Below are 14,510 nucleotides of genomic sequence, written 5' to 3' on the forward strand. Positions count from 1 at the left end.
AAGCCTGCAACCACACCAAAGAAACCCCCGGCTGGTCCTCCCGACCACGCCCCGGACCCCGACACACCCTCGACATCACCACCCCCACCGGCCACACCTACCACTCCACCGCCCCACCCCTCCCGGGAACCCACGTCCGCCACGCGGAACCGGACCTTGCCACGGCACAGAGCCCGGACCACCGCCGCCAACGCCGCCGCCGAGCCAAAGACCTCCACCGCACCCGAAAACTAAGCCAACCCGCAGCCTGAAAGACAACCGGCAGCGCCAAAACAAGACCGCCCGCCGATCGGAATGATCGGCGGGCGGTTTGTCGAAACACTTGGTGGCAGCCGGTTGGCAGGCGGTGACGGCTACCGGGCGGTGGCCTCGGCTGCTTCCGCCACAGGACCCGGGACGGAAGCCGCGGGCTTGCGCAACTTGGCGCCTTCGACGTCCACGTCCGGAAGGATGCGGTCCAGCCAGCGCGGCAGCCACCAGGCCTTTTCGCCGAGCAGGTACATCACGGCCGGGACGATCGTCATCCGGACCACAAAGGCGTCAATCAGCACACCGAAGGCCATGGCGAAGCCGAGCGGCCGGACCATGTTCAGGTGGGAGAAAATGAAGCCCGAGAACACGCTGACCATGATGATCGCGGCCGCGGTGACCACGGCAGCGGCATGGCTGAAGCCCGAGCGGACCGCGTGTTTGGCCGATTCGCCGTGCATGTACGACTCGCGCATGCCGGACGCAATGAACACCTGATAGTCCATGGCCAGGCCGAACAGCACACCGATGAGGATGATCGGCAGGAAGCTCAGCACGGCGCCCGGATTTTCGACGCCGAAGATGGGCCCGAGCCAGCCCCACTGGTAGACAGCGACGACGGCACCGAAGGCGGCGGCGAGCGAGAGCAGGAATCCGCCGGTCGCCAGCAGCGGCACCCAGATAGAGCGGAAGACCAGCAGCAGCAGGATGAGTGAGAGGCCCACCACGATCGCCAGGTACGGCGGCAGTGCGTCGCCGAGCTTGGTGGACACATCGACGTTGCCGGCGGTCTGTCCGGTGAGCCCGATGCTGACGCCGGTGCTGTCCTTGATCTGGCCCTTTTCGGCGCGGAGTTCGGAGACCACCTGGACGGTGCTGGCGCTGGCCGGGCCCTCGTTCGGGATGACCTGGAACACGGCGGTACGGCGGTCCTCGCTCAGGGCCAGCGGCACGGCGGCGCTGACATTCTCGGTCTCGCGCAGGATGTCCGCGACGTCGAACTGCCTGGCCTGCGCCTCGGCTTCGCTGAGGCCCTCGGGGAGGTCGCCCACCACGATGATCGGGCCGGTCATACCCTCGCCGAAGCTCCGCTTGGTGACGTCGTAGGCCTTGAAGGCCTGCGAGGCAACCGGCTCGGAGCTGGCGTCCGGCAGGGCGAGGCGCAGCTGGGCGGCGGGCAGGGCCACAACACCGAGCAGGACCACTCCGGCCAGCAGGGCCAGCCACGGGTGGTTGGTGACAATGCCACCCCAGCCGTGGCTGCTGCGGTATTCGTCCTTGGCGCGGTCCTCGGTTTCGTGGCCGGGCAAGGCATTGTGCCGGTCCGCCCTGGCCCAGGCCCGCTTGGAGATCAGTTTCCGGCCGATGAGGGAGAGCACAGCGGGCGTCAGGGTCAGGGCCACGACGACGGCGACGGCCACCGTGGCGGCGGCGGAGAGGCCCATGACGGCCAGGAACGGAAGGCCCGGGACCACCAGGGCCGCGAGGGCGATGATGACGGTCAGGCCGGCGAAGAGAACAGCGTTGCCGGATGTGCCGGTGGCGAGCGCCACGGATTCCTCGGGGTCCATGCCGGCAAGCAGCTGGCCGCGGTGCCGGTTGACGATGAACAGCGAGTAGTCGATTCCGACGGCGAGGCCGAGCATCAGCGCCAGCATCGGGGAGATGGAGCTCATGTCCGTGGCGCCGCTCAGGGCGAACGTGCCGCCCACACCGACGGCCACGCCGACGACGGCCATCAGCAGCGGAAGCCCGGCGGCGATCAGGGTCCCGAGCATGATGATGAGGACCAGGGCTGCAACCGCGATGCCGATAACCTCGGCAGCACCAAAGAGCTCGGAGATGTCCTCGCTGATTTCCTTGCTGGGCAGCGCGGTGACGTTGGCGGCGGACACCTCCTTGACGATGTCCTGGACTTCCTGGCGGACCTCCGGACTGAGGCCGTTGATGGAGGTTTTGAACTGGACCTGCGCGATCGCCGCCTTGCCGTCCTCGGAGACGAAGCGGAGGCCTTCCGAGGCCGCCAGCTGGCGGGCGCCAAGGGCGAGCTTGGCCTCGCCGGTTTCCAGTTCCTGGGTGCCGGCGTCGAGCTTTGCCTGACCTTCGGCAAGGGCAGCCTTCTGCTGGCCGAGCCGTGCCTCGATTGCAGCGGCCGGCATACCGGCGGCCGCCATCTGCTGTTCGGCAGCGTCCAGCTGGGCCGTTCCGGCGGCGAGCTCGGCAGCGGCCGTCTCAAGCGTGGCCTTCCCGGCAGCGGACTGCTCCTTGCCGGCGGACAGATCGGTGACGGCCTTGTCCAGCTGCGCCTGGGTGGCGAACGGGTCAACCGTGCCCTGAACGTCCGGGAGGGTTTCGAGCTTGGTCAGCGCGGCCGTGACGGCGTCCTTGCCCGTCTGGCTGAACTGGGCGTCGTTGGCTTCGAACACCACGCTGGCGGAGCCGCCGGAGGACGAGGGAAGCTCGGTCTTGAGCTTGTCGGCCATCTGCTGGGTTTCGGTGCCGGGGATCTGGAAGTTATTGGACAGCGTGCCGTGGAAGGCGGCTGCCGCACCACCGACGGCCACCATGACGGCGAGCCACAGGGAGATGACGAGCCAGCGGTGGCGGTACGAGAATTTGCCGAGGCGGTAGAGCATCAGGGCCATGTCAATGCCGATCTGGGGAAGGGGTGGCGGTGGAGTGGGGCGCCGGGTGGGCCGCCTGGGAGGTTGAGAGGCCGGCGTCGGGGCGTGCGAATCCGGAGCCCAGCAGGCCCATGGAATCGATCAGGAGCTGCCGGAGTGTGGACAGGGATTCCGGCGTGAGGGATCCGCCGCACCGCAGGAACCAGACGTCCATGGCGGCTTTGCCGCAGGAGATGACTGAACCGGCCAGGGCGCGGAGGTACAGCTCGTCGAGCTCGACGCCTTCGCTGAGGCGCTCGCGGGCCGCGGTAATGATCTCGACGGTGCAGTGGTCCCAGGCTTCCAGCTCGGACCGGCTGAGCTGCGGATTGGCCTGGCCAAGGCTGTACAGCTCGGCCAGCGGAGCTACCGTCATCGGGTCCGCGAGTTCCACGAGGGCCGCCCGGGCGGATTCCAGGAAGGGTTCCCCGGCCGGGCGCAGCCGGAACTGCTGGAGTGCCTTGTCCAGGAAGCCGAAGGTGACGGCGGCAATGGCCGCTTCGGTGCTGCTGAAGTAGTTAAAGAAGGTGCGGCGGGAGATGCCGGCGGCGTCGGCGATGTCCTCGACCGTGAAGTTTCCGGGTCCGTTGGACCGGAGCAAAGCCAGCGCGGCGTCGGTGATGGCCTGGCGCGTGGCCGCTTTGTTCAGCTCGCGGCGCGACTGTCCTTCTGCCGGCGGGTGGGACGCCGACGGGGCGGCTGCGCTGGGGGACGGGGTAACGGGCACACGGTTACACTACGTGCATGTTTGCACTCTGGGCAACTATCTTTCGCGCAGCGTCACCGGGCGGAGAATCGGCCCGCATCCCTGCCCGATGACCGTCGCCAACCTTCACAGGTAGATGAAAGGTTCCGAACAGCTCCCGTTGAACGGTCCGGCGGAGACTGGAGCCACGTCTTGGAAGAGACAACCACCAATCGCAGCGGTCACCAGCTGCAGACCAGGAGACAGCACATGTCACGTACGAAGAGAATGACGCTCGCTATCTCGGCCGGGGCACTGGCCCTGGGCGCCGGCCTCGGAGTTACCGGGATGGCGTCAGCGGCCACGACTCCTACCCCGACTCCCAGCTCCAGCGCTTCGGCAGAGGCAACGCCCGGGACCACCGATGGTCAGGGGATGCGCGGCGGCCACGGCAAGGGCGGAGAGCGCGGTGCCGCCCAGGCTGCCGAACTGGCGGCCAAGCTCGGCGTTGATGAGGCCAAGGTGACCGAGGCTCTGCAGGCCTTCCGCGAAGCCAACAAGCCGACCACCCCGCCAGCCGAGGGCACCAAGCCGGACCGCGCCACCAAGGACGCGGCGCTGGCGAAGTCGCTGGCGGCGTCGTTGGGCATTGAGGAATCCAAGGTCACCGCGGCCCTGGAGGAGCTGCGGACCGCGGCCCAGGCTGACCGCGCCGCGGCGCTGAAGACCAAGCTGGATACGGCGGTCACCGACGGCACGCTGACCCAGGCCGAGGCGGACGCCGTCGCCAAGGCCGTCGAGAAGGGCGTGATTGGCGGAGGCAGGGGCGGACACTAGGCGTCACCGCACAACCGTCGATTGACACGGCTTAGTCGCGGCTTAACAGGGGAAGTCCCCGGGAGTATTCCCGGGGACTTCCCCTGTTAAGGCTGGTGCCGTTTAGGGCTGGTGCAGTCGGCTACGCCCTGGTGCCGGCCAACTCTCGGCCTTCCGGCGGCGCCGCAGGAGCGGCGGCAGCGGAGGGGTCGACGGCGGCGGTGTTGTCGAATTCGTCGCTGAACGGGTCACCATTGCGCGGTGCGTTGTACAGCGACTCGTCCAGGATGCCCTGACGCTTGGCCACGATCGTGGGGATCAGTGCCTGCCCGGCCACGTTGACCGCGGTGCGGCCCATGTCCAGGATCGGGTCGATCGCCAGCAGGAGCCCGACGCCGGCCAGCGGCAGTCCCAGCGTGGAGAGCGTCAGGGTCAGCATCACGACGGCGCCGGTGGTGCCGGCGGTCGCGGCGGAGCCGAGCACGGAGACGAGGGCAATCAGCAGGTACTGGGTGAAGTCGAGCTGGATGCCGAAGAACTGGGCGACAAAGATCGCCGAGATGGCGGGGTAGATCGCGGCGCAGCCGTCCATCTTGGTGGTGGCGCCCAGCGGTACGGCGAAGGAGGCGTAGGCGCGGGGGACACCCAGGCTGCGTTCGGTCACGCGCTGCGTCAGCGGCAGGGTGCCCACCGAGGAGCGGGAGACGAAGGCCAGCTGCACGGCCGGCCAGACGCCGGAGAAGTACTGCTTGATGGACAGGCCGTGGGCGCGGACCAGGACCGGGTAAACGACGAAAAGCACAAGAGCCAGTCCCACGTAGATGGCGAAGGTGAACTTGCCCAGGGAGCCGATCGTGTCCCAGCCGTAGATCGCCACAGCGTTGCCGATCAGGCCGACGGTGCCGATCGGGGCGATCCGGATGATCCACCAGAGGACCTTCTGGATCACGGCGAGGGCGGAGGCGTTGAGGTTCAGGAACGGTTCGGCCGCCTTGCCCACCTTGAGTGCCGCGATGCCGACGGCGACAGCGATCACCAGGATCTGCAGGACGTTGAAGCTCACCGCGGTGGTGGCGACGCCCTCGGTGACGGTGGTGCTGGCGCCGAGGCCCAGGAAGTTCTTCGGGAACAGCCCGGTCAGGAACGCCCACCAGTCACCGGACTTGCCGGCGTACTTGGCTTCCTGGGTGATGCCGGTATTGGCGCCGGGTTGCAGGAACACGCCCAGGCCAATGCCGATCAGCACGGAGATCAGCGCGGTGATGGCGAACCAAAGCAGTGTGTTCCAGGCCAGCCGGGCGGCGTTGGAGACGGCGCGCAGGTTGGAGATGGAGCTGACCACGGCGGTGAAGATGAGGGGCACGACGGCAGTCTGCAGCAGCGAGACGTAGCTCGAGCCGATGGTCTGCAGTGTGGCGCCGAGGGCGTTCGGGTTCGCCTTGGTGCTGCCCGTGTACTTGGCCAGCAGGCCGAGTCCCAGGCCCACGATCAGGGCGGCGATGATCTGGACGCCGAACGAGCCGGCCCATTTGGGCAGCTGGAAGCCGGTCTTTCCGGCGGGTGCGGGGGTGCTTGTCTGAGTGCTCACCGGACCACGCTAGGTCCGGCGCGACTATCACGGCGAACGGATGTTGAGAAATGTTACGCGGCCTGATTTCATGTCCGGTCGCGAAATCCCCGGAAACACAACGGAAGACACCCCGTTTGTGAAGTTATTCCCGAGCCGGTTGTGGCGATTGTCTCTCTGGCCGCCCGGGATTTACGCCGAGGTGACAGTTCGCGCCCATGGGCTGGACCACCATGGGCGCGAACTGTCACCTCGGCGGTGCTACCCCGGCGGCGCTACCTCGGCAGCGCGCGCTTGCCGGCGGTGCTACGCCAGCAGGGCGCGCTTGAGGGTGTCGAGGCCGACGGAGCCGATGTTGAGGGCCTTGGTGTGGAAGGCCTTCAGCTCGAAGCCGGGGCGGTCTTCGAGCTCGGCGCGGATCTGTTCCCAGAGCCGCTGGCCCACCTTGTACGACGGCGCCTGGCCCGGCCAGCCGAGGTAGCGGGTGAACTCGAAGTTCAGCTGGCCTTCGCTGATTGCGAGGTTCTGCTTGAGGAACCCGTACCCCTTGTCCGGAGTCCAGGTACCCGACCCCCAACGCTCGGGCATTTCCAGCTCGAGGTGGACGCCGATGTCGAACACCACGCGGGCGGCCCGCATGCGCTGCATGTCCAGCATGCCCATGTGGTCGCCGGGATCCTTGAGGTAGCCCAGTTCCTGCATCAGTTTCTCGGCGTAGAGTGCCCAGCCCTCGCCGTGCCCGGAGGTCCAGCAGACGTTCCGGCGCCACTTGTTGAGCAGTTCGCGGCGGAAGGTGGCGGTCGCTACCTGCAGGTGGTGGCCCGGGACGCCCTCGTGGTAGACCGTGGTGGTCTCGGCCCAGGTGGTGAAGGTGTCCTCGCCCGGCGGCACGGACCACCACATGCGGCCCGGTCGGCTGAAGTCGTCCGAGGGTCCGGTGTAGTAGATGCCGCCTTCGTCGGTCGGGGCGATCTTGCACTCCAGGGTCTTCATGACGTCGGGGATGTCGAAGTGCACGCCGGCGAGGTCGGCCACGGCCTTGTCGGAGAGTTCCTGCATCCACACCCGGAGGGCCTCGGTGCCCTTGAGCTGCCGGGCGGGATCGTTGTTTAGGACTTCCTTGGCTTCCTCGATCGTGGCGCCGGGGCGGATTTCCCTGGCCACCCGCTCCTGCTCGGCGATGAGGCGGTCGAGTTCCTCCACGCCCCACGCGTAGGTTTCCTCCAGGTCCACGGCGGCGCCGAGGAACACGCGGGAGGCCAGCGAGTAGCGCTCGCGGCCCACGGCGTCCTTCTCCGGGGCGACGGGCAGGAGTTCGGATTCCAGGAAGCCGGCCAGTCGGGAGTAGGCCACCCGTGCGGCGGCGGCGCCGGCGTCGAGGGTGGACTGCACGTCCCCGGGCAGCGGGCCGTCCGCGGTTTTGGCGTTGGCGGCCAGCTTCGCGAAGAAGCCGTCCTCCGCGGCGTGCTTGGTGGTCTGTTCGATCACGATCTTCACCTGCCGCGCGGCGGCGACTTTGCCGGACTCCAGGGCGGTGCGCAGAGACTCGATGTAGCCGTCCAGCGCGGCGGGGACGTTGTGCGCACGGCCCGCGATGTGCTCCCACTGCGCCGCAGTGTCCGTCGGCATCAGGTCGAAGATCGCACGGATCTCCTGCGGCGCGGAGGCGATGTTGTTCAGCTCGGCCAGGTCCCAGCCGGATTCGTGGAGCTCCAGCTCCAGGCCCAGGCGCTCGCGCATGGCATCCAGGGTGATGGCGTCGACGTCGTCCGCCGGCTCCAGGCCCTGCAGCGCCGCCAGCGTCTCGCGCGCTGCGGCCGCGAACTCCCCGTGCCCGGCGGGGGAGAAGTCCTGGTATTCGGTCTCGTGCCCGGGGATCCCGAGTTCGGTGGCGAAACTCGGGTTGAGCCGGATCAGGGTGTCCGTGAAGGCATCGGCGACGGCGTCGATGGCGGTGTCCGGGCGCACCGGAACGGTGTTGTTGGCGGCAGTGTTGTCAGGTTCGGTAGTCACCCGAAAGACATTAGCGGGGCCGGAGCCGTTATGAAAGGGTTGCTGCACTTTTTCCGGGCCCGGGCCCGGGGCCCGGAGCCGGGTGGCTCCGGTGCCCGAAGGCTTTAGCCGCGGCTGCGCTTCCAGGAACCGGGTCCCGGCTTCGGTGCCAGCTGCAGCTGCTGCCGGCGGATCCAGTGCCGGGCGCTCGGCTGCTGCGTCTCGGCCGGTTCGCCGCTGCCCACGGACAGCACGACGGCGGCCAGCGCCGCGAGCTCCTCCGCCGTCGGGTCGCCCTTGACGACGGCGAACAGCGGCTGCTCGGCGGCCGGTGCCTCCCCGGGCTCAGCCGCGGGCTCAACTGCGGGGTGGGTGGATGGGCCCACGCCAGCGAGGGACCCGGCCTGAGCTTGCGAAGGCTGGGAGCCGGTGGGGATCACAGCGGAATGTTCCCGTGCTTCTTGGCGGGCAAGCTGGCACGCTTGTCCCGCAGGGCACGCAGGCCCTTGATGATCTGCACCCGGGTCTCGGACGGGGCAATGACCGCGTCCACGTAGCCGAGCTGGGCGGCCTGGTAGGGGTTGAGCAGCTCATTCTCGTACTGCCGGATGACATCGGCGCGCTTGGCCTCGACGTCGCCGCCGTCCGCCGCGACCGCGGCGAGCTCGCGGCGGTACAGGATGTTGACGGCGCCCTGGGCGCCCATCACGCCGATCTGCGCGGTGGGCCAGGCGAGGTTGAGGTCCGCGCCGAGCTTCTTGGAGCCCATCACGATGTACGCCCCGCCGTAGGCCTTGCGCGTGATGACCGTCAGCTTCGGCACGGTGGCCTCGGCGTAGGCGTACAGCAGTTTCGCGCCGCGGCGGATGATGCCCTGGAACTCCTGGTCCTTGCCCGGCAGGAAGCCCGGCACGTCCACCAGCGTGATGATGGGGATATTGAAGGCGTCGCAGTTCCGGACAAAGCGGGCGGCCTTCTCCGAGGCGGCGATGTCCAGGGTGCCGGCGAACTGCATCGGCTGGTTGGCCACGATGCCCACGGTGTGGCCCTCGATCCGGCCATAACCGATCATCACGTTCGGAGCGTAGAGGGACTGCATCTCCAGGAAGTGCGCGTCGTCCACGATCTGTTCGACGACCTTGCGCATGTCGTACGGCTGGTTGGCCGAGTCCGGGATCAGCGCGTCCAGGGCGAGGTCGTCGTCGTCGAGCTCCAGTTCCTGGGTGTGCTCCAGCACGGGGGCCTCGGCGAGGTTGTTGGAGGGCAGGAAGTCCAGCAGTTCGCGGACGAACTCGATGGCGTCGGCCTCGTCGGAGGCGAGGTAGGTGGAGGTGCCGGTGTTGGCGTTATGCTGCCGGGCGCCGCCGAGGGTTTCCATGTCCACGTCTTCACCCGTGACGGTCTTGATCACGTCCGGGCCGGTGATGAACATGTGCGAGGTCTTGTCCACCATGACCACATAGTCGGTCAGGGCCGGGGAGTAGGCCGCGCCGCCGGCGGAGGGGCCCATGATGAGGGAGATCTGCGGGACCACGCCGGAGGCATGGACGTTGTTGCGGAAGATGTCCGCGAACATCGCGAGCGAGGCAACGCCTTCCTGGATGCGGGCGCCGCCGCCGTCGAGGATGCCGACCACGGGGCAGCCGTTGCGCAGCGCGAATTCCTGGACCTTGACGATTTTCTCGCCGTTGACCTGGCTCAGCGAGCCGCCGTAGACGGAGAAATCCTGGCTGTACACGGCCACGGGGCGGCCGTCCACGGTGCCGTAGCCGGAGACCAGGCCGTCGCCCAGCGGCTTCTTCTTCTCCATGCCGAAGGCGCTGGAGCGGTGCACGGCCAGCGCGTCGAACTCGACGAAGGAGCCGGCGTCCAGCAGCAGGTCGATGCGCTCCCGGGCCGTGTTCTTGCCGCGGGCGTGCTGCTTCTCGATCGCTTCCGGGCCGGAGGGCTGCTCAGCACGTGCCTGGCGGTCGCGGAAATCGGCAATCTTTCCCGCGGTCGTGGTCAGATCGTGGCTCATCAAGTGTCTCCGGCTCTGTAGCTGATGTTCTGCTGAATCGTGTCGTGCTGGCGGTGCTGTGGTGCGCCGGCCCTGTCCCGCGTGGCGCTTTGGCTGGTATCCACAAACGCCGGGCCCTGCTGGCAAGTCTAGTGACGCTATTGACCCATGCCGCTGTAGAAAACCTACAAGATTCACCCCAACTCTCACCGGAACCACGACGTGGGCGCGGGCGGCGGTTGTCCGGACGGGCGCGGCGCGTCAGTGTTACTCACCAGTAACTTGGGTCGGTTAGAGTGTCCTCATGACTTTGAGCAACGACGCTTCGGGCACCGCCCCGCAGCCCCAGCAGCCAGGGCCCTACCAGGCCGCCGGTTCCCTCCAGGGCCGCACCATCCTCATCTCCGGGGGAAGCCGCGGCATCGGCCTGGCCATCGCCACCCGCGCCGCGCGCGACGGTGCCAACATCGTTCTGATGGCCAAGACCGGCCAGCCGCACGCCAAGCTCGAAGGCACGGTCTACTCCGCCGCCGAACAGATTGAGGAAGCCGGCGGCCAGGCCCTGCCGCTGGTCGGGGATGTGCGCAACGACGCCGACGTCGCCGGCGCGGTGGCCGCCGCTGTCGAACGCTTCGGCGGGATCGACATCGTCATCAACAACGCCTCCGCGATTGACCTGTCCACAACCGACGACGTCGACATGAAGCGCTACGACCTGATGCAGGACATCAACGTCCGCGGCACCTTCCTGCTCTCCAAGCTCGCCCTGCCCGCGCTGCGCGCATCCGACGCCGGCCAGATCCTGACGCTGTCCCCGCCGCTGAACCTGGACCCCAAGTGGGCCGGCATGCACCTGGCGTACACCATGGCGAAGTACGGCATGAGCCTGACCACCCTGGGCCTCGCCGAGGAACTGAAGGTCGACGGCATCAACGTGAACTCGCTGTGGCCCTGCACCCTGATCAACACGGCCGCCATCCGCAACATGCCGGGCGGCGACAAGATCGTCCAGGGCGCCCGCGGCCCCGAGATCATGGCAGATGCGGCCCACGCAGTCCTGACCAGCAGCAACGCCATCCCGGAATCGGGCAGCTGGAGCGGGAATTTCTACACCGACGAGCAGGTCCTCGCGGCCGCCGGCGTCACGGACTTCATCCCGTACAGCCTGGGCGCCCCGGAAGAGAAGCTGATTCCTGACATCTTCCTCTGAGTTTCCTGCGGCTTCCGGGCCGGCGGCGGACCGGGCCAGCCGACGGCGGCGTAACTCGGTAGGATTCAAAGCATGGAAGCCGCGCAGGAAGCCCCGGACCGTCCGCCCCTTGACGTGAATGCCCTCAGTGATGAAGCGTTCCTCTCCGCCACCGGAATTCCGCGGCTCACGGTGGTGGACTCCATCGGCTCCACGAACGCGGACCTGCTGCGCGGCGTCACCGAGGACCCCGCTGCGTACCCGGATCTCACCGTGCTCACCGCCGAATACCAGAGCGCCGCCCGCGGCCGCCTGGACCGCCGCTGGGAAGCGCCGGCCAACAGCTCAGTCTCCGTCTCGCTGGTGCTGCGCCCGGTCAACGCCGAGGGACGCCCCCTGCCGACCCAGAGCTACTCCTGGCTCTCGCTGCTGGCGGCCCTAGCGCTGCGCGAGGCGCTGCTGGAGACGGCCGGCGTCCCGGCGGAGCTCAAGTGGCCCAACGACGTGCTGGTGCGCAGCCGGAAGATCGCCGGCATCCTGGCCCAGCTGGGCCCGATGGCCGGCGGCGCCGTGCCGCCCATCGTCCTGGGGACCGGGCTGAACGTCACCCTCACCGAGGCCGAACTCCCGGTGCCCACGGCCACGTCCGTCCTGCTGGAACACCCGACGACGGTGGACCGGACCGAGCTGCTCAAGAGCTACCTGTCCCGGTTCTCCACGCTCTACCGCAGCTTCTGCAACGCCGACGGCGATCCCGCCGCCGGGATGGCCGGCGGCCCCTCGCTGCACAAGCGGGTCGAGCACCTGCTGACGACGCTGGGCAAGCAGGTCCGCGCCCAGCTGCCCGGCGACCATGAACTCATCGGCCACGCCACCCGGCTGGATGACTACGGCTCACTCATGGTGGTCGACTCCGGGGGACACGAGCACGTGGTGACGGCCGGCGATGTGGTGCACCTGCGGCCCTGGACTCCTCCCGGCCAGGACGCGGGTCACGAAAGCGGATATGCGTAAAGCGCTCTTCCCGGGCGAGCAAGTGATTGTGGTCACCCGGCCGCAGCCGAGGACCCTGATTTTCCCGGCGCTGCTGTTCATTCTGGTTCCGGCGCTGGCCGCCTACTCCAGCGCCTGGATTGTGAAGGGCGGGCCCGCCAGGCTGGCCCCGCTGATCAAGGAGTCCACCAGGGAATGGACGCCGTGGCTGATCGGGGTGTGCATTACGCTGGCGGCCTGGGTGCTGCTGGGCTACTGCCTGCCGAGAGTCGTGGGCTGGCACGCCACCAAATACATCCTGACAAGCCAGCGGCTGGTGGTCCGGTACGGCATGCTGCGGCGGCGCGACCTGCAGGTCTCCCTGGCCACCATTCGTAATGTGGTCATCCATCAGTCGTTGCTCCAACGCATATTGCGGTCCGGGAATATATCCTTGGATACCGGGTACCCCTCCAGCACGGTGGTCCCCGACGTTCCGGAAGCCGCGACGTTCCGCAACTTCATCCTCGACGCCATTTACGACCTGCCGCAGGGCGTCCTGGGCGCCGGGGGAGGGCCGTACAACGCCGACGGGGCCTGGCCTAACGAGACGAGAGAAGGTGGAAGAGATGAGCGCTGAGAACGTACGCCGCGAAGCGGGACTGCTGGCCGAGGAGCCATCGCACGTTTCGGATGCCTTCGTCGAGACCGCCAGCCTCGAGGCAGCCGTCCTCGATTCCATCGCCGAAGGCACGGATTACGCCGCGGACTCCGCCGCTGGTGAGCAGACCGGCGCTGCACCGGCTGAACCCGACGACGCCGATTCCGTGGACACCGGCTCGGACCCGGCCGACGCCGAGTCCGAGGCGGAAACCAATGTCGATACCGACGCCGGACCCGCAAGTAGCGCCGGGACTGTTGCCGCCGCGCCGCCCACCGGAACCATGTCCGCCGAACGCATTGCCCTGAAAGCCCTCGAGCAGCGGCTGCTCGGCGGGGAACGCAAGCTCCGCCGCCGTGAAGTCGCGTCCGGCGCCGGACTGTCCCTGCTCTCCGCCCGGAAACTCTGGCGGGCCCTGGGCTTCCCCAACATCGGGGACGAGGACGTTGCCTTCACCGAACGCGACCAGTCCGCGCTGAACACCATCGTGGACCTGGTCCGCGGCGGCAAACTCACCGAGGAAGCCGCGATCTCCGTGACCCGCGCCATCGGCCAGATGACGGACCGCATGGTGGTCTGGCAGGTTGAGGCCCTCGTCGAGGACATGGTCCAGAACCAGGGCGTCACCGACGCCGTGGCCCGCAAGCGGCTCGTCGGCGAATTGCCGTCCCTCGTGGACGCGCTCGAGGAGATGCTGCTTTACTCCTGGCGCCGCCAGCTCAACGCCGGCGTCCAGCGCCTGGCCGTGCGCGCCGAGGCCGGGCTGGCGTCCAGCGAGGAAGGCCGCGAAGGCGACGAGGATGACGCCCCGCTGCCGCTGGCACGGGCCGTCGGCTTCGCAGACCTGGTCTCCTACACCAGCCTGTCCCGCCGGATGAACGAAAAGACCCTCGCGCAGCTGGTGCAGCGCTTTGAGAACAAGTGTGCCGAGATCATCTCGGTCGGCGGCGGGCGCCTGGTGAAGACCGTCGGCGACGAAGTCCTGTACATCGCCGAGACCCCAGCGGCCGGCGCCGAGATCTCCCTCGCCCTCTGCCAGGCCTTCACCGACGACGAAATCCTGCCGCAGGCCCGGGTGGCGATGGTGTGGGGCCGCATTCTTTCCCGGCTGGGGGACATCTACGGTCCGACGGTGAACTTGGCGGCGCGGCTGACCGCGCTGGCGGATCCGGGGACGGTGCTGGTCGATTCCATGACCGCGGCCGCACTGGAACAGGACGACCGCTTCGTCCTGCACCCGCGACCGGCCGAAGACGTCCGGGGCTTCGGCGAGATCCACCCAGTTCAGCTGCAGCGCGGCAGCGGCCGCGGACTCGTGCTGGACTAAAGCGTGCCCTGAGCTGCGCCGATGTCGTTCCCTTCGGACGTGACGCGCGCGGGTTTCTCTAATCGATAGCTAATATGCGATAGTCAACCTATCCGACACCAGCCAAGGCCGATGCCGCATGCTTGGATGCCGTGACTCTGGGGGACACCGCACACATGAAAAACGTACTGTCAGCACTGCGGCCAAAAACCCGCCGGTCAGGTGCGGCACGCCCTCTCACTGCCCGCCGCCGACGCTTCCTGGCGGGAACCGGCCTTGCTGCCGCCTCCGCCGTCCTCATCACGGGCGCCATCATCTATCCGGGGTTTAAGACCACTGAGGTGGAGTTGAACGATGGTGGGGTGTGGGTGGTGTCGAAGTCGAAGAATGCGGTGGGGCGGTTGAATTATC

The 14,510-nt window shown here is 68.0% G+C and carries 12 protein-coding genes and 1 pseudogene; 7 read left to right on the forward strand and 6 right to left on the reverse strand.

Going from position 1 to position 14,510, the window contains the following annotated elements:
- A pseudogene (locus ACZYZ5_RS21295) lies at positions 1-251 on the forward strand (HNH endonuclease); the annotation flags it as partial.
- A gap of 102 nt (positions 252-353) precedes the next feature.
- Here the strand turns inward: ACZYZ5_RS21295 and ACZYZ5_RS21300 are convergent.
- Together ACZYZ5_RS21300 and ACZYZ5_RS21305 are read right to left on the reverse strand one after the other, a co-directional pair.
- On the reverse strand, positions 354-2,894 hold the full coding sequence (locus ACZYZ5_RS21300; protein ID WP_463904361.1) for an MMPL family transporter: 2,541 nt from the start codon (positions 2,892-2,894) through the stop codon (positions 354-356).
- 1 nt (position 2,895) lies between these two features.
- Entirely contained in the window at positions 2,896-3,639 is a 744-nt protein-coding gene (locus ACZYZ5_RS21305) for a TetR/AcrR family transcriptional regulator (RefSeq protein WP_463904362.1), read from the reverse strand.
- 228 nt (positions 3,640-3,867) lie between these two features.
- Here ACZYZ5_RS21305 and ACZYZ5_RS21310 point away from each other — a divergent pair, with 228 nt between their 5' ends.
- Positions 3,868-4,434 carry a hypothetical protein gene (locus ACZYZ5_RS21310; protein WP_463904363.1) on the forward strand — a complete coding sequence of 189 codons (567 nt, stop codon included), beginning with the start codon at positions 3,868-3,870 and terminating at the stop codon, positions 4,432-4,434.
- A 121-nt stretch (positions 4,435-4,555) separates the two neighbouring features.
- Here the strand turns inward: ACZYZ5_RS21310 and ACZYZ5_RS21315 are convergent, their stop codons facing one another.
- The 4 genes from ACZYZ5_RS21315 to ACZYZ5_RS21330 all read right to left on the reverse strand — a co-directional run bounded on the left by ACZYZ5_RS21315 (position 4,556) and on the right by ACZYZ5_RS21330 (position 9,992).
- On the reverse strand, positions 4,556-6,001 hold the full coding sequence (locus ACZYZ5_RS21315) for a dicarboxylate/amino acid:cation symporter (RefSeq protein WP_463904364.1): 1,446 nt from the start codon (positions 5,999-6,001) through the stop codon (positions 4,556-4,558).
- Positions 6,002-6,286: 285 nt separating this feature from the next.
- Positions 6,287-7,993, reverse strand: coding sequence for a DUF885 domain-containing protein (locus ACZYZ5_RS21320; RefSeq protein ID WP_463904365.1), 1,707 nt, complete (start codon positions 7,991-7,993; stop codon positions 6,287-6,289).
- Positions 7,994-8,097: 104 nt separating this feature from the next.
- Positions 8,098-8,412, reverse strand: a complete 315-nt coding sequence (locus ACZYZ5_RS21325) for an acyl-CoA carboxylase epsilon subunit (RefSeq protein WP_463904366.1) — start codon at positions 8,410-8,412, stop codon at positions 8,098-8,100.
- Entirely contained in the window at positions 8,409-9,992 is a 1,584-nt protein-coding gene (locus ACZYZ5_RS21330) for an acyl-CoA carboxylase subunit beta (protein ID WP_463904367.1), read from the reverse strand. Before ACZYZ5_RS21330 ends, ACZYZ5_RS21325 begins: the two co-directional genes overlap by 4 nt.
- 283 nt (positions 9,993-10,275) lie before the next feature.
- Here ACZYZ5_RS21330 and ACZYZ5_RS21335 point away from each other — a divergent pair, with 283 nt between their 5' ends.
- From ACZYZ5_RS21335 to ACZYZ5_RS21355, 5 genes are all read left to right on the forward strand, one after another.
- Positions 10,276-11,181 (forward strand): SDR family oxidoreductase, encoded by a 906-nt coding sequence (locus ACZYZ5_RS21335; protein WP_463904368.1) that lies wholly within the window; start codon positions 10,276-10,278, stop codon positions 11,179-11,181.
- A 72-nt stretch (positions 11,182-11,253) separates the two neighbouring features.
- A complete protein-coding gene (locus ACZYZ5_RS21340; RefSeq protein WP_463904369.1) occupies positions 11,254-12,174 on the forward strand; it encodes a biotin--[acetyl-CoA-carboxylase] ligase in 921 nt (306 codons plus the stop codon).
- Positions 12,167-12,772, forward strand: a complete 606-nt coding sequence (locus ACZYZ5_RS21345) for a PH domain-containing protein (RefSeq protein ID WP_463904370.1) — start codon at positions 12,167-12,169, stop codon at positions 12,770-12,772. Before ACZYZ5_RS21340 ends, ACZYZ5_RS21345 begins: the two co-directional genes overlap by 8 nt.
- Positions 12,762-14,120: an adenylate/guanylate cyclase domain-containing protein gene (locus ACZYZ5_RS21350; RefSeq protein WP_463904371.1), complete on the forward strand. Its 1,359-nt coding sequence runs from the start codon at positions 12,762-12,764 to the stop codon at positions 14,118-14,120. Before ACZYZ5_RS21345 ends, ACZYZ5_RS21350 begins: the two co-directional genes overlap by 11 nt.
- Before the next feature lie 155 nt (positions 14,121-14,275).
- Positions 14,276-14,510 (forward strand): twin-arginine translocation signal domain-containing protein (locus ACZYZ5_RS21355; protein WP_463904372.1); only part of this gene is annotated, 235 nt, incomplete at its 3' end.

It is taken from the genome of Pseudarthrobacter ribosi, assembly GCF_055412865.1.

Bases quoted from the DNA above. Each gene is read 5' to 3' on its own strand.
- ACZYZ5_RS21300 (WP_463904361.1), bottom strand. From the start codon at position 2,894: ATGGCCCTGATGCTCTACCGCCTCGGCAAATTCTCGTACCGCCACCGC.
- ACZYZ5_RS21335 (WP_463904368.1), top strand. From the start codon at position 10,276: ATGACTTTGAGCAACGACGCTTCGGGCACCGCCCCGCAGCCCCAGCAG.
- ACZYZ5_RS21330 (WP_463904367.1), bottom strand. From the start codon at position 9,992: ATGAGCCACGATCTGACCACGACCGCGGGAAAGATTGCCGATTTCCGC.
- ACZYZ5_RS21340 (WP_463904369.1), top strand. From the start codon at position 11,254: ATGGAAGCCGCGCAGGAAGCCCCGGACCGTCCGCCCCTTGACGTGAAT.
- ACZYZ5_RS21345 (WP_463904370.1), top strand. From the start codon at position 12,167: ATGCGTAAAGCGCTCTTCCCGGGCGAGCAAGTGATTGTGGTCACCCGG.
- ACZYZ5_RS21310 (WP_463904363.1), top strand. From the start codon at position 3,868: ATGTCACGTACGAAGAGAATGACGCTCGCTATCTCGGCCGGGGCACTG.
- ACZYZ5_RS21350 (WP_463904371.1), top strand. From the start codon at position 12,762: ATGAGCGCTGAGAACGTACGCCGCGAAGCGGGACTGCTGGCCGAGGAG.